The sequence below is a fragment of the Moorena sp. SIOASIH genome (assembly GCF_010671925.1).
GTDB lineage: Bacteria > Cyanobacteriota > Cyanobacteriia > Cyanobacteriales > Coleofasciculaceae > Moorena.
The window spans coordinates 1,391,532-1,412,821 of sequence record NZ_JAAHIH010000001.1; the positions used below are offsets into that span (position 1 = coordinate 1,391,532).

The window sequence follows — 21,290 nt, forward strand, 5'->3', positions numbered from 1 at the left end:
ATGAAGCAGATTAATCAAGAAAATGAGTCCCTGGCTTCCTCAAAACGGTTACTATTTGCTCTTAAACAAGCACGCACTCAATTAGAAGAACTACAACGACAAAAGAGTGAACCGATTGCTATTGTTGGTATGGGTTGTCGGTTTCCAGGGGGGGTGAAAGATCCAGGAAGCTTTTGGCAACTGTTGAAAAATGGAGTTGATAGCATTACTGAAATTCCTGGGGAGCGATGGGATATAAAAGATTACTATCACCCAGATCCAGATGTTCCCGGCAAAATGTATACTCGCTATGGAGGATTTCTGGAAGAGGTTGATCAGTTCGAGCCACAATTTTTTGGAATTTCTCCCCGAGAAGCTACTGCTATGGACCCTCAGCAACGGTTGCTGTTAGAAGTGAGTTGGGAAGCATTAGAACATGCAGGGTTAGCACCGGATCAACTTCAAGGTAGCCAAACCGGAGCATTTATGGGGATCTGCTTTGAGGATTATTCCCGCTTTAGCGTTAACTCTGGAGATCCAACCAGGATGGATGCCTACAGCAGTTTGGGCAATACTCGCAGTATTGCTGCAGGACGTTTAGCATATATTTTTGGCTTCAATGGTCCGACTTTCTTTTTAGATACAAGTTGTTCTTCCTCGCTTTTATCGGTTCACCTGGCTTGTCAGAGTTTACGTTATAGAGAGTGTAATCTAGCTTTAGCTGGTGGAGTGAACCTAATTCTCACCCCAGAAGCAACAATTGGTTTTTGTAAACTCAAAGCTTTGTCTACTGATGGTCGTTGCAAAACCTTTGATGCTTCGGCGGATGGTTACGGTAGAGGAGAAGGCTGTGGAATTCTAGTTCTCAAGCGTTTATCTAATGCAATAGCTGATGGAGACCAGATTTTTGCTTTAATTCGGGGTTCAGCAGTCAATCATGATGGTAAAAGTAATGGACTCACAGCTCCCAATGGCTCTGCTCAAGAAGCTTTACTCCAGCAAGCCTTAGAAAATTCCAGGGTAACACCAAGCCAGATTCAATACGTAGAAGCTCACGGAACTGGCACATCTCTCGGAGATCCCATTGAAGTTCTAGCACTGGGGAAGGTCTTAGGTCAAGGTCGAGCACAAGATCAGCCTTTGAAGATCGGTTCAGTGAAAACTAATTTTGGTCATCTTGAAGCTGCTGCAGGGGTGGCGGGTCTGATCAAGGTGGTCCTTGGATTGCAGCATCAGCAGATTCCTCCCCATCTCCATTTGAAAGAGCCAAACCCTCATATTCCCTGGCAGAAATTGCCGATTACAGTGCCAACGGAATTAACTCCTTGGGAATCAGGGGAAAAAGGACGTTTGGCGGGAGTAAGTTCTTTTGGCATGAGTGGGACAAACGTTCATATTATCTTAGAAGAAGCACCAGGACAAGGCAAAAGTGAAGAGTTAAGTGAGCGTACGCACCATATATTAACGTTATCTGCAAAATCTGAAAAAGCTCTGCTTCAGTTAGTACAATCTTATCAAAAATTTTTAGGGAATAATTCCACAGCAGCGATCGCCGATATTTGCTTCACTGCCAATACGGGGCGCAGCCATTTTACCCATCGTCTAGCTATTCTTACATCTGACCAACAAGACTTAGCGGATAAATTAGCAAAAATTAGTGCAAAAGAAGAAGCTAGTAGTGTATTATCTGGACAACTCTCTAGTAATAATAAATCCCCTAAAATTGCTTTCTTGTTTACCGGACAAGGTTCTCAGGATATCAACATGGGAAGACAACTCTATGAAACGCAACCCGTCTTCCGTCAAACCTTAGACCAGTGCGAGCAAATTCTCAAAACTTATTTAGAAAAATCTATTTTAGATGTTATTTATCCGGAAAATACTAAAGAATTAAATAGTGCTCTCATTGACCAAACTGCTTATACCCAACCCGCCCTATTTGCCATCGAATATGCGCTCTTTCAGTTGTGGAAATCTTGGGGCATAAAACCCGATGTGGTCATGGGTCACAGTGTGGGTGAATATGTGGCAGCCTGTGTAGCAGGAGTATTTAGTTTAGAAGATGGATTAAAACTGATTGCCCATCGAGGAAGGTTAATGCAGCAGTTACCTTCTGGAGGAGAGATGGTAGCGGTGATGGCATCAAAAGAGAAAGTCAATCAACTGATTGCCCCATATGCAGACAAAGTAGCAATAGCAGCCATCAATGGACCTGTTAGCACTGTAGTTTCTGGTGCAGCAGAACCGATTAAGACAGTTAGGGATAGCTTAGAAGCAGAAGGAATTAAGACCAAACAACTACAAGTATCCCACGCCTTCCATTCACCCTTAATGGAGCCGATGTTGGCAGAGTTTGAAGCAATAGCATCAGAAATCACCTACAATAAACCGACTATTCCACTGATTTCCAATCTTACAGGAACTACAGCTGACGATAGTATTACCACAGCCAGTTATTGGGTAAATCATGTCCGCCAACCGGTGAAGTTTGCCCAAAGTATGGAGACTTTGCACCAACTTGGTTATGACGTCTTCCTAGAAATTGGATCCAAAGCAATATTGTTAGGGATGGGAAGGCAATGTTTGCCAGAGGGTGTCGGAGTATGGTTGCCTTCTCTGCGTCCTGCTCAAGAAGACTGGCAGCAAATGCTACATAGTTTAGCTCAGTTATATGTGCAGGGATTCAAAGTTGATTGGTTAGGGTTTGACCGAGATTATTCACGTAGTAAAGTAGTGTTGCCCACTTATCCCTTTCAGCGGCAACGCTATTGGGTAAAGTCAACTCAACCATTTCTTGGAAATGGTTCTGATCAAGCTCAGACGGATATCGTGAATCTGCTCAATAATGGGAATACTAAAGAGCTGGCAGAGCGGGTTGTTCAATCGAATGGTTTCACGGATGACCAATTGCAAGCTATCAACCGAGCGCTGGATATTCTGACTAAACAACATCAGCAACAGCTGCAAAGTAAAAGTAATGTAGCTCAAGACTACTACAATGCACTGGCTTCCTTGAATTCAGGCTTGGCTCAAGATGAATCAGTCCAACCCGATGAAGAGAGATTTTTGACTTTTGGTCCTTTCCCCCAAGTCTTACCCGGCTTTTCCTGGAGCAAAGTTTTTTCCAGCCCTAAATCAAATCCTGAGTATGTAGAACTGATCCGCCGTGTTCAGAAAGAGATGAGGGATGTACTCTTTGCCCATGTAGACTTTTCAGTCTGTGAGAGTGCGCTGGATTTTGGCTGTGGCTATGGTTCAGATCTAATATCTTTGGCAAAAAAGTATCCCCATTTGAGACTACATGGCTATACCATCTCCAAGCAGCAAGCCCAGGTGGGAGCTGAGAAGGTACAAGCTCATCAGTTGCAACAGAAAGTTCAGATCTTCAACCGAGACAGTGCCACTGATCAGTATCCCGATAACTATGATTTAGTCTTTGGTTTTGAAGTAGCCCACCATGTCTTCAATAAAAAAGCCTTATTTAGTAATATTGGTCTCCATCTGAATGAGCAAGGTTATCTAGTATTGGCAGATTTTATTTCTAATGCAGAGTTTGCCATCCAACACCATGAGAGCTCATCATTCTTCATCACCAAAGACGAATGGGTAGAACACCTATCGTCAAATCAACTACAGGTGATCGAATGTATTGATACTAGTTATGAGATAGCAAATTTTCTCGATGACGCCAACTTTGAGGAGAATCTGGAGGCCATTTATCAAAGCAATCGAAATGAGAATATACTAGCAGCGTTTCAATCCTATAACCAGCTAGGGGGTCTACTGCGAAAGGGATTAGCGAGCTATATCCTCCTGACAACTAAGAAGCAAAGCCAGTTGTCAGAAGACGAGTTAAGGCAGTGGAACCGTAGTCAGTTGCAAAAGTTGGTGCCCTATTCCCTGCGTTCACCCCAACACTGGCTGTATGAACTAGCCTGGAAGCCTCTACCTTCTGTGCCAGAATTCTCTACCCCTGAATCAGACACAGGTCAGTGGCTAATTTTTGCTGACCAGAAGGGAGTAGGTGAGGAGTTAGCTACTGAGCTAGAGCAACAGGGGAAGACCAGCATTCTCGTCTATCGGGGGGAAGCTTGTGAACAGATAAGTGTGAAGCAGTGGCGGCTCCGGTTGAGAGAGCCAGCTGATTACCTGCAGGTGTCTCAGACATTGGCGGATGGCCAAACCTGGGAAGGAGTAGTGCATCTATGGAGTCTGGATAGTAAGGAGCCAGTTGAGCTGACAGTGTCCAGCCTACAAGAATGCCAACAGCTAGGATGTGGCAGTGTATTGCATTTAGTACAAGCTCTGAATCAACTTGCAGAAAGTCACTCTAGTCCTGGTCTTTGGCTGATTACACAAGGCTCTCAGGCTGTGGAGAAGCAAAGCAACCTTGTGCAGGTGCAACAATCACCGCTCTGGGGACTGGGTCGAGTAATTACTCTGGAGTATCCTCAGCTGAATTGCCGATTGCTTGACCTGGATCTTAATGAGGGGGTGATCAGTAATACTCAGGTCTTGGTCAAGGAAATGCTAAGGCCGGATGGCGAGAACCAACTTGCTTACCGCCAAGCTCAACGCTACGGAGCCAGGCTGAAGCGGTTTTGGGATCCAACAGGTGAGGATACTCTACCTGTGAAAGAGACAGGAAGCTACCTGATTACTGGTGGACTGGGGGCACTGGGACTAGAAGTGGCTCAATGGTTGGTAGAGAAAGGAGCTCAACATTTGGTACTCACTTCACGACGAAAGCCTAATCAGGAAGCCCAAAGAGTGTTAGACCAGATGCACCACTTGGGGGTAAATATCAAGGTAGTCCAAGCAGATGTTGCTCGGAGTGACGATGTGGCAAGACTCCTAGTAGAGACTCAGGAATCCATGCGGTCACTCAGGGGAATCATTCATGCAGCAGGGGTACTGGATGATGGAGTGCTCATCGAGCAAAGTTGGGAGCGATTTGAGAAAGTTATGCTTCCCAAGGTAGCAGGCAGTTGGAATCTACACCAGCTTTCAAAGCACTTACCCCTGGATTTCTTTGTGTGCTTTTCATCCGTTGCATCACTGCTGGGTTCACCAGGTCAAGGAAACTATGCTGCTGCCAATGCTTTCATGGATGGTCTAGTTTATCATCGTCGTGCCATGGGTTTACCAGGTTTGAGTATCAACTGGGGACCGTGGAGTACAGCAGGGATGGCAGTCAACTTGGATAGTCGTTATCAAAATCGAATGGTGGCTATGGGAATCAGTCATCTGACTTCAGAACAGGGATTGGAGATTCTAGGACAACTGCTAGAACAATCTTTACCACAGGTAGGAGTTTTACCAGTGGAATGGTCAGTGTTCCAGGAGCAATTTAGTTTTGGTAATCAAATGCCATTGCTTTCGGAATTATTGATAACAGAAAGCGAATCCACAAAGACAAAGGAGCCTGAGCTTTTAGAAAGATTAGAATCTGCTTCTGAGTGCGATCGCCAAAACATTTTAATAACTCACATTCAAACTGAAGTTGCTCAGGTATTAGGGCTCGATTCATCTGACTTACTAGATCCAGATAGGGGTTTTGTTGACATGGGTATGGACTCACTGATGGCACTGGAACTAAAAAACCGACTCCAAAACAATCTTGGAATTCCCCTTGCCGCAACATTAGCAATTGAGTATTCAACCATTCAAACACTATCCAAGTATTTAGCTGAGGAAGTAATGGGATGGAGGTTACCTGAGAAGAATGATATGAACTTACCCAAAATTGAAAAAGAACAAGGGAATGCTTTGTCAGAAGTAAAACAAATTGCTGAAGACGATGTCGAATCCTTAATTGCCAAGGAAGTTGAAGAACTAAAAACGCTATTAGGAGGTAGTCACTAATGAACCAGGTATCCCACCAAGAAGAACAACTCTCTTCATCTAAACAGGTACTTTTAGCACTGAAGGAAGCAAGAGCTAGATTAGAGACACTTGAGCGTTCAAAGAGCGAACCAATTGCCATAATTGGTATGGGCTGCCGATTTCCTGGAGGAGCAAATGACCCAGAGACATTCTGGCGACTTTTGCGTGATGGTACGGATGCGATTAGGCCGATTCCTTGCTCGCGGTGGGACATTGATGCTTATTACGACCCCAATCCCGATACGACCGGGAAAATGTACATCCGTCAGGCTGGATTATTATCCCAGGTAGACCAATTCTCACCTCAGTTTTTTGGCATTTCCCCTAGAGAAGCCATTAGCCTTGACCCCCAGCAACGTTTAATGTTAGAGGTGAGCTGGGAAGCTCTAGAGAGAGCAGGACAAGCACCGAATGAATTAAAGGATAGTCAAACAGGTGTTTTTCTGGGCATTGGTCAAAATGATTATGCAGAATTTCAGCTAAGCTCTGGTGAGATCGAGCGCATTAACCCCTATGATGGAACGGGAAACGCCTTGTGCTTTGCTTCTGGTCGATTATCATACTTTTTAGGTTTGCAAGGCCCTTGTTTATCTCTAGATACCGCTTGTTCCTCTTCTTTGGTAGCACTACATTTGGCTTGTCAAAGCCTGCGTGCAGGTGAGTGTAATCTAGCCCTAGCGGGTGGGATACAACTAATTCTTTCCCCTGTGATGACTACAGCTTTATGCCAGATGAAAGCTCTATCACCGGATGGTCGTTGTAAGACCTTTGATGCAGCCGCTGATGGTTACGGAAGAGGCGAGGGATGCGGGGTTATAGTCCTCAAGCGTCTCTCAGATGCCATCACTGATGGCGATCAGATTTTGGCAACGATTCGAGGCTCTGCCGTGAATCATGATGGACCAAGTAGTGGTCTGACGGTTCCGAACAAACTGGCACAGGAAAAACTAATTCAGCAGACCCTAGAAGTAGCTAAGGTAGATCCATCTCAGGTGAGTTATGTGGAGGCACATGGTACAGGAACTTCCTTGGGAGATCCCATAGAAGTCAGAGCCTTAGCTGCTGTTTTTGGACTTGGGCGTTCTTCAGAAAATCCTTTAACAATTGGTTCGGTAAAAACCAATATTGGTCACCTAGAAACAGCATCAGGTATTGCTGGTTTGATCAAGGTGGTCTTACAACTGCAACACCAAGAAATTGCCCCCCATTTACACTTCAAACAGCCCAATCCCTATATAAACTGGGCAGAACTTCCAGTGGTAGTGCCAACCCAACCGATTCAGTGGTCATCTGGTTCAAAGGGACGACTAGCAGGGGTGAGTTCCTTTGGTATGAGTGGCACTAATGCCCATGTAATTCTGGAGGAAGCACCAAAACAATTCAAAATTCAAGGGATAAATGAGCGTCCGTGCCATATATTAACTTTGTCTGCTAAGTGCTCCAAAGCGCTGCAAGAGCTAGCACAAAGGTATCAAGAATTTTTAGGAAATAATTCCACAGATAAGATTGGAGATATCTGTTTCACTGCTAATACCGGGCGTAAGCATTTTAACCACCGCCTAGGTGTAGTTGCAAAGTCGGTAGCTGAATTAAGTGAAAAACTTGCTGGTTTTAGTGATTCACAGGAAGTGGCAGGAGTATACCTTCGACAACTGCCAACCACTACAACTCAGCCGAAAATAGCATTTTTATTCACCGGTCAAGGTTCACAGATAGTGAATATGGGACGGCAACTCTATGAACAAGAGTCGGTCTTCCGCAAAACCCTTGAGCAATGTGATCGCATTCTACGTGCCTATCAACAGAAGCCTCTGCTGAGTGTCTTGTACCCAGAACCAGGGGAAACTTCACCAATAGATGAAACTGCCTATACTCAACCAGGTCTATTTGCGATCGAATATGCGCTGTTTCAGTTATGGAAATCCTGGGGCATTGAACCCGATGTGGTGATGGGTCACAGTGTGGGTGAATATGTGGCCGCCTGTGTAGCAGGAGTATTTAGTTTAGAAGATGGCCTAAAACTGATTGCCCATCGGGGACGTTTAATGCAGCAGCTACCTTCATTAGGTGAAATGGTAGCGGTGATGGCATCAAAAGAGAAAGTCAATCAACTAATTGCCCCATACACAGAACAAGTGGCAATAGCCGCCATCAACGGACCAGAAAACATCGTAATTTCTGGTGCAGCAGAAGCGATTAAGACACTCACAGACAGCTTAGTAGCACAAGGAATTAAGACCAAACAGCTACAAGTATCCCACGCCTTCCATTCACCCTTGATGGAGCCGATGTTGGCAGAGTTTGAAGCAGTAGCTAGTCAAATCACCTACAATCAACCTCGGATTCCCCTGATCTCAAATGTGACAGGAGCTAGAGCTTCCGAGAGTATTGCCACAGGCAGCTACTGGGTAAATCATGTCCGCCAACCTGTGGCGTTTGCCCAAAGTATGGAGACCTTGCACCAACTTGGTTATGACGTCTTCCTAGAAATTGGATCGAAACCAATTTTATTAGGCATGGCAACGCAGTGTTTGCCAGAGGGTGTCGGAGTATGGTTGCCTTCTCTGCGTCCTGGTCAAGAAGACTGGCAGCAAATGCTACAAAGTTTAGCTCAGTTATATGTGCGGGGAGTTAAAGTTGATTGGTTAGGGTTTGATAACTATTATTCACGTAGTAAGGTGGTATTGCCCACTTATCCCTGGCAACGGCAACGGTATTGGATAGAGACTTCCCAGGGATATTATAACCGACTGAACCAACAGATGTACCCACTGTTGGGAAGTAAGGTAGAATTGGCAGCCACTGGTCAGACAATTTACCACCAGCACATAAACCTAAGCAACTGTCCCTGGATTGGAGACCACCGAGTCTACGACACTGCTGTAATTCCCGGTGTCAGCTACATCGCCATGACATTTGCAGCAGTGGGCACACCGGCAGCAGTGGAGGAGGTTAACTTTATACAACCCCTAATTCTGGCCACACCTAATGCTACCCGTGAAACACAACTTTTGATTCATCCTGCTGATAGTAATCAGACTAAGCAAAAGGTGGAAGTTTTTAGTAGAGATGCCACTGAGGGAGGCCAATGGCAACAGCACGCTGAAATTACCCTGTTAAATACCCCACCCTCAATACCCGCCTTAAAAGTAGACATAAAATCTCTGCGTCAACAGTTGAGACCCATTGACGCTGATGTACTGAAGGATATTTATGCTAAAGTGTCTTTGGTTTACGGTCCGATGCTAGAGGCAGTCCGTCAGGCTTGGATAGGAGAAGGAATTTCCCTGTTGGAAATTGAAGTACCAGAAGCTCTGGAATCCCAGCTGGCTGGGGAACCAATCCATCCAGTCCTCCTTGATGCGTGTCCCCGCCTATTTCCTGAAACTTTAGACCCTCTTCTTGATGAAGCAGGAGTATTTTGGGCTCCATGGAAGGTGCAGGGAATGACCCTGAGCCGCACAGCGCCGCGCCGCTTCTATGCCTACGTTAATCAACCCACTCGCATCAACGAACAATTGCAGACCCGTGCTTATGATATCCATCTGCTCGATGAGATGGCTCAAGCCTTTGGACGCATTGATGGTTTTACTCTTCGGCGCGCTCCCCGCGAAGCATTTTTGATAAGTTTGCAGGTAGATCATGGTGATTGGTTATATCAAATCCATTGGCAACCACAATCAACTTCACTTGACAACCAATCAATTGACTTAACAAAACCCGGTAGTTGGCTGCTGTTTTGCCCACCCACAGGTATAGGCAAACATCTGGCAGAATCCTTAAAACAACAAGGTCACCACTGTATCCTAGTTACCCCAGGAGAAAACTACCAGCAATTAGAATCCCAACATTATCAAATCAACCCAACCCAGGGAAGTGAATTTCCGCGCCTATTGCAAGAAAGCTTAGAGCAGCAGCCCCCATTACAAGGCGTTGTCCACCTGTGGAGTTTACAAGAAACACTAGCACCACTGAAATCTACACAGGAGTTGCAAAAGTCCCAAGAATTAGGTTGTGGCAGTGTACTTCATTTAGTACAAGCCATAGTAAAAAATCAAGATGTAAAAAGTCCGACCTTGTGGCTAGTAACCCAAGGCTCCCAATCAGTGGCTAACCAGTCCCTTCCTATACAATTCCAACAAGCACCTTTATGGGGGTTAGGTCGAGTAATTGCCCAAGAACATAGGGAATTACAATGCCGATGTTTAGACTTAGACCCTACTGTGGAAGAAAACCAAGCAGTAGCAGCTTTGTTGCAGGAACTATTGTGTCCTGGTGATGAAAACCAAATTGCTTACCGTCAACAGGTACGTTATGTGGCCAGGTTAGAGCGGCAGCAAAAAGCTCTAACATCAAAACAGGTGGTAGTATCAATGTCAGAAGCTGCTAATAACCAAGTTTCTATCCAATCTGAATTCAGTTATCTAATTACTGGAGGATTGGGGGCTTTGGGGTTACACTCAGCCCGTTGGATGGTGGAACAAGGAGCAAGACATTTAGTACTCACCGGACGTAAGCAGCCATCAGTTTTTGCTCAACAAACTATTCAAGAATTGCAAGAGGCGGGAGCACAAGTATTAGTCCTGTGTGGGGATATCTCCGAAGAAGAAGATGTTACTAAAATTCTAGAGGAAATCAAAGTATCTTTACCGACCTTACGAGGTGTAATTCATGCAGCGGGGGTATTGGATGACGGTTTGCTGTCAAACATGAGTTGGGAACAATTTACACGGGTGATGGCACCGAAAGTACAAGGGGCTTGGCATTTACACTCCTTAACTCAGAATTTGCCTTTAGACTTTTTTGTTTGTTTCTCTTCCATTGCTTCATTACTGGGTTCACCAGCTCAAGGAAACTATGCCGCAGCCAATGCTTTTATGGATGCTTTAGCCCATTATCGACAGGGGATCGGTTTACCAGGGTTGAGCATCAACTGGGGACCGTGGGCAGAAGCAGGCATGGCAGGGCGTCTGGATCATCAAAACCAAAAACGGATCACAGCTCAGGGGATTAGCCCCATCGCCCCAGATCAGGGATTACTGGTCTTGGGAGGGCTGTTAACTCAGCCAGCAACACAGGTATCTGTTTTTCCAGTCAATTGGTTCCAATTCTTGCTGCAGTTTCGGGGTAATAAGATTCCAACCTTTCTTTCTGAAATCGCCATTCAGGTGGAGTTATCAGAGAAAATGGCTTCCGAGCAGAGTGAATTATTGGACAAGTTGAGGCAAGTTAATCAACAGCAGCGTATCAACCTCCTAATCGCTTATCTAACCGATGTGGTGGCAAAGGTTCTGCATCTGAACAACAATAATCTGCCCGATCCGAAGAAGGGCTTCTTTGATATGGGAATGGACTCCCTCATGGCAGTTGAGTTTGGGAATCGTTTGCAGTCAGATTTAAGGATTTTTATCTCTTCCACAACAGTCTTTGAGTATTCAAACCTTAAGGAACTTGCTGTTTACTTAGATGAAGTTATTCCTGGGGATATTGAAGAAGAAAAATCGGAGTCTACGTCTACTAAACAGGAGGATAACCCAGAAAATATTGCTTTGGAACAAGTTATTCAGCTCTCTGATAATGAGCTTACTACCTCGATTGAAGAGGAACTTGCCCAATTAGAAACTTCTTTAAAGGAAAATTGGTGATGAGCAACGATTCTCTTGGCAATGGAAGTCAACTATCAACACAGCAACGCCTTTTAATTGCACTTCAGCAAGCAAACGCTAAACTTGGTGCAGTCAAAAGAGCCCAAACTGAGCCGATTGCCATCATTGGAATGGGCTGTCATCTCCCTGGAGGAGTCGATAACCCAGAATCTTACTGGCACTTACTACATGAAGGAATAGATGCCATTACCGAGGTTCCTTCTGCAAGATGGAATCTTGATGAATACTACGATCCCAATCCTGAAGCCCCAGGAAAAATGTACACCCGTTGTGGTGGCTTTCTACAACAACCTGTTGATCAATTCGACTCACAATTTTTTGGTATTTCTCCCCGCGAGGCTGTGAAATTAGACCCCCAGCAGCGACTACTACTTGAGGTGGTCTGGGAAGCCATTGAAAATGCTGGGTTATCAGCAGATGAGCTCAGAGGCACTCAAACTGGAGTATTTGTCGGTTTGAGTACCCATGACTATGAATATAAGGCTTTCGGAGCCAACCCTAGTAGCATTGATGCTTACAGCGGATTAGGCAATGCTCAAAGTATTGCTGTTGGTAGGATATCCTACATTCTCGGCTTACTTGGACCAACTTTTCAATTGGATACAGCCTGCTCCTCATCTTTAGTAGCTTTGCATTTAGCCTGCCAGAGCCTACGATCCAAAGAGTCTAATTTGGCTTTAGTGGGAGGGGTAAACTTGATGCTTTCCCCTGTTCCAACCATCTTTTTCTGCAAAACTCACGCCTTATCAGCTGATGGTCGGTGTAAAACTTTTGATGCAGCTGCGGATGGTTATGCGCGAGGGGAAGGGTGCGGGATAGTAGTCCTCAAGCGTCTTAGTGATGCTATTGCAGATCGGGACAATATCTTAGCACTGATCAGGGGTTCAGCAATCAACCATGACGGAGCTAGTAGTGGGTTAACTGTGCCCAACAAGCGAGCTCAGCAATTATTGATTCACCAAGCCTTAGATAATGCCAAGGTAGACCCAAAAGACGTAAGCTACATCGAAGCCCATGGTACTGGCACTTCTCTAGGAGACCCGATTGAATTGGGGGCAATCGGGGCAGTATTCGGCGCAAGTCACTCCAAAGAAAACCCCCTGATCGTTGGTTCACTCAAGACCAACATCGGTCACCTAGAAGCTGCTGCAGGCATTGCTGGTTTGATGAAGGTGGTCTTGCAACTGCAACACCAAAAAATAGCCCCCCATCTGCATTTCAAACAGCCCAACCCCTATATCAATTGGAAGGAACTGCCAGTGGAAGTACTAACCCAATCCATTTCCTGGCAAAGTAATTCCAAAGGACGGATTGCAGGGGTCAGTTCCTTTGGTTTTAGTGGTACCAACGCCCATGTGGTGTTGGAAGAAGCACCAACTCAAGTCAAAAGTGAAGACTTCAGGGAGCGTCCATGTCATCTTCTGACTCTATCAGCTAAGAGTGAAGAGGCGCTCACAGAATTAGCAACTCGCTATCAGAAACATCTAACAGTCCATCAAGAATTAGCTCTAGGAAATATTTGCTTTAGTGCTAATACAGGGCGTATGCATTTTAACCACCGCCTAAGTGTAGTGGCCTCCTCCGTAGCTGAATTAAGTGAAAAACTTGCTGGTTTTAGTGATTCACAGGAAGTGGCAGGAGTATACCTTCGACAACTGCCAACCACTACAGCTCAGCCCAAAATCGCATTTTTATTCACCGGTCAAGGTTCACAGATAGTGAATATGGGACGGCAACTCTATGAACAACAGCCGGTCTTCCGCAAAACCCTTTCCCAATGTGATCGGATTCTAGGTGCCTATCAACAGAAGCCTCTACTGAGTGTCTTGTACCCAGAACCAGGGGAAACCTCACCAATAGATGAAACTGCCTATACTCAACCCGCTCTATTTGCCATCGAATATGCGCTCTTTCAGTTGTGGAAATCTTGGGGCATAAAACCCGATGTGGTCATGGGTCACAGTGTGGGTGAATATGTGGCCGCTTGTGTAGCAGGAGTATTTAGTTTAGAAGATGGCCTAAAACTGATTGCCCATCGGGGACGTTTAATGCAGCAGCTACCTTCATTAGGTGAAATGGTAGCGGTGATGGCATCAAAAGAGAAAGTCAATCAACTGATTGCCCCATACACAGAAGAAGTGGCAGTAGCTGCCATCAACGGACCTGTTAGCACTGTAATTTCTGGTGCAGCAGAAGCGATTAAGACAGTTACCGACAGCTTAGAAGCAGAAGGAATCAAGACCAAACAGCTACAAGTATCCCATGCCTTCCATTCACCCTTGATGGAACCGATGTTGGCAGAGTTTGAAGCAGTAGCTAGTCAAATCACCTATAATCAACCCCAGATTCCCCTGATCTCAAATGTCACAGGAGCTAGAGCTGATCAGAGTATTGCCACAGGCAGCTACTGGGTAAATCATGTCCGCCAACCTGTGGCGTTTGCCCAAAGTATGGAGACCTTGCACCAACTTGGTTATGACGTCTTCCTAGAAATTGGATCGAAACCAATTTTGTTAGGCATGGCAACGCAGTGTTTGCCAGAAGGAGCAGGAGTTTGGTTGCCTTCTCTGCGTCCTGGTCAAGAAGACTGGCAGCAAATGCTACAAAGTTTGGCTCAATTATATGTGCGGGGAGTCAAAGTTGATTGGTTAGGGTTTGATCAAGATTATTCACGTAGTAAGGTGGTATTGCCCACTTATCCTTGGCAACGTCAGCGGTATTGGATAGAGACAGATAATAGCCTGATACATAAAAAGCAATTTTTATCAAATCCTGATAATCTTCACCCCCTACTCGGTCAAAGATTGCATTTAGCCGGCTTAGAGCAGCAAATTCGTTTTGAGTGCCTTCTGAGCCCATTCCAACCAAATTACCTAAAACACCATTGTATTTTTTCTGTTCCTGTCTTCCCAGCAGCCGCTTACCTGGAAATAGCTTTAGCTGCAGGTAATACTTTATTTAACTGTGAAAATTTAATCCTAGAAGATGTTGTTATTCAACAAGCGCTGATTCTGCCAGAAGATGAAATCCAAACTATTCAGGTAATCTTAACTCCACAAGAAGCACAAACCTATAGTTTCCAGATTTTCAGTCTGGATGTGGAGTCATCTAAGTCAGAACCGAGATGGACTCTACATGTTCAAGGAAAATTACTGGCAGGGGATAAAGACGCACAACCAGAAACAACGGACTTAAAAACCCTTAAAGACGAATATAATCAACAGATATCAGTTCAAGACTTCTACAAAGAGCATCAAGACAGAGGCCTTGATCTCGGTTATTGTTTCCAAGCCGTTCAACAACTGTGGCGCAGGGAAGGGAAAGCCCTAGGTCAAATTCAGTTGCCAGAAACCTTAGTAAAAGAAGCAACGTTCTACCAACTGCACCCTGTGCTTTTAGATGCTAGCTTCCAGGTTTTCGGTGCTACCTTGGATGAAACTGAAAATCAGGATACTTACTTGCCAGTACAGATAAAACGTCTACAACTTCATCGTCGGATAATTAACAATCTGTGGACTGAAGTAGAGATAAATGCCACAACAGCTAGTAGACAAACCTTAACTGGTGAAGTTTGTCTCTTGGATGAACAGGGAGTAGTAGTAGCTGTTGTGGAAGGGTTAACGGTATTACGTACTTCTCGCCAAGCTTTACTACGTACTCAAGAGCGAGATCTAAAGAATTGGTTATATCAAATCCATTGGCAACCACAATCAACTTCACTTGACAACCAATCAATTGACTTAACAAAACCCGGTAGTTGGCTACTGTTTTGCCCACCCACAGGTATAGGCAAACATCTAGCGGAATCCTTAAAACAACAAGGTCACCACTGTATCCTAGTTACCCCAGGAGAAAACTACCAGCAATTAGAATCCCAACATTATCAAATCAACCCAACCCAGGGAAGTGAATTTCCGCGCCTATTGCAAGAAAGCTTAGAGCAGCAGCCCCCATTACAAGGCGTTGTCCACCTGTGGAGTTTACAAGAAACACTAGCACCACTGAAATCTACACAGGAGTTGCAAAAGTCCCAAGAATTAGGTTGTGGCAGTGTACTTCATTTAGTACAAGCCATAGTAAAAAATCAAGATGTAAAAAGTCCGACCTTGTGGCTAGTAACCCAAGGCTCCCAATCAGTGGCTAACCAGTCCCTTCCTATACAATTCCAACAAGCACCTTTATGGGGGTTAGGTCGAGTAATTGCCCAAGAACATAGGGAATTACAATGCCGATGTTTAGACTTAGACCCTACTGTGGAAGAAAACCAAGCAGTAGCAGCTTTGTTGCAGGAACTATTGTGTCCTGGTGATGAAAACCAAATTGCTTACCGTCAACAGGTACGTTATGTGGCCAGGTTAGAGCGGCAGCAAAAAGCTCTAACATCAAAACAGGTGGTAGTATCAATGTCAGAAGCTGCTAATAACCAAGTTTCTATCCAATCTGAATTCAGTTATCTAATTACTGGAGGATTGGGGGCTTTGGGGTTACACTCAGCCCGTTGGATGGTGGAACAAGGAGCAAGACATTTAGTACTCACCGGACGTAAGCAGCCATCAGTTTTTGCTCAACAAACTATTCAAGAATTGCAAGAGGCGGGAGCACAAGTATTAGTCCTGTGTGGGGATATCTCCGAAGAAGAAGATGTTACTAAAATTCTAGAGGAAATCAAAGTATCTTTACCGACCTTACGAGGTGTAATTCATGCAGCGGGGGTATTGGATGACGGTTTGCTGTCAAACATGAGTTGGGAACAATTTACACGGGTGATGGCACCGAAAGTACAAGGGGCTTGGCATTTACACTCCTTAACTCAGAATTTGCCTTTAGACTTTTTTGTTTGTTTCTCTTCCATTGCTTCATTACTGGGTTCACCAGCTCAAGGAAACTATGCCGCAGCCAATGCTTTTATGGATGCTTTAGCCCATTATCGACAGGGGATCGGTTTACCGGGGTTGAGTATCAACTGGGGACCTTGGGCTGATGGGGGAATGGCAAGTCGCTTGGAAAGTCAACACCTCAGCAGAATGCGAGCTCAGGGAATTACACCTATAACTCCAGATCAAGGATTACAGGCTTTGGCTAAGTTGTTGGGGCAAAAGACTACCCAGGTCGGGGTGTTGCCCATTAATTGGTCTCAATTTTTGGAGCAACTGTCTGGAGGGATAAAAATGCCTTTATTGGAGGCATTTTCTTTAGCCGAGACCACACAAGCAAAGGATTATAAGCTTTTAGAACGATTAGAAGCGTCTTCTCCAACGAAAAGAGAAAAACTTTTGATAACTCACCTTCAATCTGAAGTTGCTCAGGTACTGGGGATGACAGCTTTCCAAATTGATGTGCAACAGCCTCTTAACACCATGGGACTTGATTCCCTGATGGCTGTGGAATTGCGGAATCGTGTTCAAAGTGACTTGGGAGTGGATGTACCCATAGTCAAATTTATAGAAGATATCAGTATCGTTGGTTTAGCGACTGAAGTGAATGGGCAACTGATCCAAATTGATAGAGTACAAGGACTTGAGCAAGATGAGGACGATCAAAACAAAACTGAAATCTTACAGCTACTGCGCGTACGCCCAGATATTTTGAATGTCTCTCAACTTTCCTACGGTCAAAAAGCACTTTGGTTTTTGTGGCAATTAGCACCATTAAGTCATGCTTATAACCGATCATTCCCTGCTCGTATTTGCTCAGTAGTAGATATTACAGCAATGGAAAAGGTATTCAGGGTGCTAAGGTCACGCCATCCGATCTTGCGTACTACTTTTCCTAAACTTGGAGCTGAACCAATCCAACAGGTGCATGACAATCAAGAATTAGATTTCTTGCTTCTTGATGCTTCTAGTTGGAGTGAAGATGAACTTAAAACGAAAGTGGTTGAGGCTCATCAACTTCCCTTTGACCTGGAACGAGGACCAGTTATGCGAGTTAGATGGTTTACTCGTTCTAACTTTGAGCATATCCTGTTGCTGACCATACATCACATTGCTTGCGATGGCTGGTCAATAGATCTGCTGATACAGGAATTACCGCAACTCTACCAGGCACAAAAGGCTGGTGTTGAGCCATCCCTTCCTCCTCTGAAGCATTCCTACCAAGATTATGTTCGTTGGCAGAGGGATCTTTTGGAGGGAACTGAAGGAGAAAGACTCTGGAACTACTGGCAGCAACAACTGGCAGGGGAGTTGCCTGCACTGAATTTGCCTACGGATCGATTGCGTAAGCCTATACAAACCTATAATGGTGCTTCCCATCACTTCAAGTTATCTGACAAGCTTACTAAGCAACTCAAGGAGCTAGCTCAAAGCTCGGGAGCAACATTGTACACGATACTCTTAGCTGCTTTTCAGGTGCTTTTGTATCGTTACACAGGTCAGGAGGATATTCTAGTCGGTTCTCCCACCTCAGGTAGAACTCAATCTGAGTTTGCTGGGATCATGGGCTACTTTGTGGACCCAGTTGTGATGCGGGCAAATTTATCTGAGAATCTTTGTTTTAAGGAGTTTCTTACCCAAGTTCGTCAAACAGTACTCGAAGCACTCACTCATCAAGATTACCCATTTGCTCTACTGGTAGAAAAGTTACAGCCACACCGCGACCCCAGTCGTTCGCCCATTTTTCAGGTTTCTTTTGCTCTACAACAGTTACAAAAATCTCTTGATATACAGAATATGTTTGTAAATGAAATAGAAAAGGATGTTGATTGGGCAGGCTTGAAGTTAAGACCTTTTGAAATACCTCAACAGGAAGGTCAGTTTGATTTGACTCTAGAAATGGTGGAGGGTAGTTCATCGGTTCAAGGGACTTTTAAGTACAACACAGACTTATTTGATGGGTCAACCATTAAACGGATGGCCACTCATTTCCAGAACTTGTTGTCAGCAATTGTGAACAATCCCCAACAGATAGTCTCAGAGTTACCTTTGTTGAGTGCAGAAGAACGTCATCAATTGTTGGTGGAGTGGAATGATACTGCCAGTGACTATCCCAAAGAGAAATGTCTTCATCAGTTATTCTCCGAGCAGGTAGAGAAAACCCCAGATGCTGTGGCGGTGCTGTTTAACCAGGAGCAGTTGACATATCAGCAATTAAATCAAAGGGCGAACCAATTAGCACATCACCTACAAAACTTAGGAGTAGGACCAGAAGTATTGGTGGGTATTTGTGTGGAACGTTCTCTAAAGATGGTGGTAGGAATGTTAGGGATATTGAAGGCTGGTAGTGCTTATGTACCCCTGGATCCTAATTATCCTCAGGAACGACTGAGTTATATGTTGGCGGATTCGGGTGTTGAGGTGTTGTTGACTCAACAGTCGTTACTAGAATCTTTGCCATCACATACAGCACAGATGGTTTGTTTGGATAGTGATTGGGGTGCCATAGAGCAATATAGTGGACAGAATCTTGATGTCGGGGTAACTTCAGATAATTTGGCTTATGTGATTTATACCTCTGGTTCTACCGGTAAACCTAAGGGAACAATGATTCTCCATAGTGGTGTGGGGAATTATTTAAGCTGGTGTACAAAAGCTTATAATGTTGCCGATTCAGAAGGCTCTACTGTTAATTCTTCTATTGGCTTCGATGCCACTATTACCAGTTTATTTTCTCCTTTTTTGGTAGGACGTAAGGTAGTTCTTTTACCAGAGGAAGGAGAAATTGAAGCCCTTAAAGCCGCCTTGTGTTCTGGGACTAAGTTTAGCCTGGTTAAAATCACTCCGGCTCATTTAGAAATCCTCAGCTATTTATTGGCTCATGAGCAAGTCAAAATTGATAATAAAGCCTTTATAATTGGTGGGGAAGCTTTGTCAGCAAACCACATTAAATTCTGGCAAAAATACGCTCCTCAGATTAGATTAATTAACGAATACGGTCCCACAGAAACTGTTGTAGGATGCTGCATTTATGAAGTTGGAGGAAAAACCTTTTCTGGAGGTAATATTCCCATCGGTCGCCCCATAAGTAACACCAAAATTTATATCTTAGACTCACACCTGGAACCAGTGGCCATAGGAGTGCCTGGAGAATTATACATCGGAGGTGATGGACTAGCCAGAGGATACCTCAACCGCCCAGAACTAACATCGGAAAAATTCATCCCAAATCCCTTCTGTAATTCCAAATCACAACGACTCTACAAAACCGGAGACCTGGCGAGATACCTACGAGACGGTAACATCGAATTTCTCGGACGTATCGATAACCAAGTCAAAATTCGAGGCTTCCGTATCGAACTAGGGGAAATCGAAGCAGTCCTGTCCACCCACCCCCAAATCCAACAAACAGTAGTTATTGCCCGAGAAGATATTCCTGGTAACAAACGCTTAGTCGCCTACTATATCAGTGAGGAAGAATCACTAACTACCAACCAAGTCAGAGAATTCCTTAAACAAAAACTACCAGACTACATGGTGCCCAGTGCCTTCGTTACTTTAGACACCCTGCCCTTAACACCAAATGGCAAAGTAGACCGCAAATCCCTACCTGCACCTGATGGAGTTTTCACATCGGTTGAGGAATATGTAGCGCCACGTACCCCAAACGAAGAAATAATCGCCAACATCTTCGCGAAGGTTCTAGGAGTGCAAGATGTTGGAATACATGACAACTTCTTTGAATTAGGAGGACATTCTCTACTGGCTGTCCGTTTAATGTCCCAGATTAAACAACAATTCCAAATCAATTTACCTTTAGCAACCCTTTTCCAAAGTCCCACCATTGAACAACTAGCGAGCCTTCTGGGTTCTTCAGTAAATACACAAAACCCCATCTTAGTGGGCATTAAAACCAGTGGAAACCAACCTCCATTATTCTGTATTCACCCGCTTGGTGGCAATCTCCTGTGTTATGCAGAGTTAGCTCGTCATTTAGATCAAGATTATCCAGTATATGGTTTACAATCTCTAGGTTTAGATGGGCAACAGCAACCCTTAACTTCTGTTGAGGAGATGGCATCCCATTATATTCAAGCAATACAGCAAATTCAACCCCAAGGTTCCTATCATCTCATCGGCTGGTCTTTTGGAGGTGTAATTGCCTATGAGATGGCACAACAATTACAGACTAAAAATACTTCAGTGGCTCTTCTAACTTTAATAGACAGTTATGTACCCACTTTAATTCGGAAACCTTCAGAAATAGATCAAGCCATGATAGTAAATCTATTCATTGGCTGGTGGTCTATGGGAGGTGTAATTGCCTATGAAATGGCACAACAATTACAGGCTAAAAATGAGCCAGTGGCTCTTCTAACGTTAATAGACAGTTATGCACCTACTGTAATTCAGATGCCTTCAGAAATAGATCAAGCCATGATAGTAAATCTATTGGCTCAAGATTTGGGAGGTCTCTATGGTCAAGAGTTAGATATATCCCATGAAACACTTAGACAACTTGAACCAGACGAACAAGTTTTGCATCTATTTGAGCAAGGCAAACAGCAAGGGATATTGCCATCAGACCTAGAAATAGAGCAAATGCGTTCTTTATGGAAAGTTTTGAAAGCAAATATTACGGCATATTATCATTATAAACCAAAAGCTTATCCAGGTTCACTTCTCCTTATAAATGCTAGTCAAACTTCCCCAGGAGTAATTGAAGACCCAACCCACGGCTGGGGTTCTCTAGTTAATGGTGACATCCAAACTCACACTATTACTGGAGACCATTACACCATTATCAAAGCCCCCCAAGTTGAGGCTCTGACTACAGAATTGAACAAGTATCTATTGAACAACTAGCACGTCTTGGCCGCACTGG

The 21,290-nt window shown here is 44.4% G+C and carries 3 protein-coding genes; all 3 read left to right on the plus strand.

All coding sequences use genetic code 11. The features are described 5' to 3' along the window. From F6J90_RS06150 to F6J90_RS06160, 3 genes are read left to right on the plus strand one after another with little or no spacing between them, the layout of a single operon-like run. Nucleotides 1-5,844: a type I polyketide synthase gene (locus F6J90_RS06150; RefSeq protein ID WP_293091570.1), complete on the plus strand. Its 5,844-nt coding sequence runs from the start codon at nucleotides 1-3 to the stop codon at nucleotides 5,842-5,844. Then, nucleotides 5,844-11,510 (plus strand): type I polyketide synthase, encoded by a 5,667-nt coding sequence (locus tag F6J90_RS06155; RefSeq protein ID WP_293091571.1) that lies wholly within the window; start codon nucleotides 5,844-5,846, stop codon nucleotides 11,508-11,510. Before F6J90_RS06150 ends, F6J90_RS06155 begins: the two co-directional genes overlap by 1 nt. After that, entirely contained in the window at nucleotides 11,510-21,271 is a 9,762-nt protein-coding gene (locus tag F6J90_RS06160; RefSeq protein WP_293091572.1) for a non-ribosomal peptide synthetase/type I polyketide synthase, read from the plus strand. The genes F6J90_RS06155 and F6J90_RS06160 overlap by 1 nt, the downstream gene beginning before the upstream one ends. Nucleotides 21,272-21,290: the final 19 nt, after the last annotated feature.

Coding starts and splice junctions, on each gene's coding strand:
- F6J90_RS06150 (WP_293091570.1), top strand. CDS start 1: ATGAAGCAGATTAATCAAGAAAATGAGTCCCTGGCTTCCTCAAAACGG.
- F6J90_RS06155 (WP_293091571.1), top strand. CDS start 5,844: ATGAACCAGGTATCCCACCAAGAAGAACAACTCTCTTCATCTAAACAG.
- F6J90_RS06160 (WP_293091572.1), top strand. CDS start 11,510: ATGAGCAACGATTCTCTTGGCAATGGAAGTCAACTATCAACACAGCAA.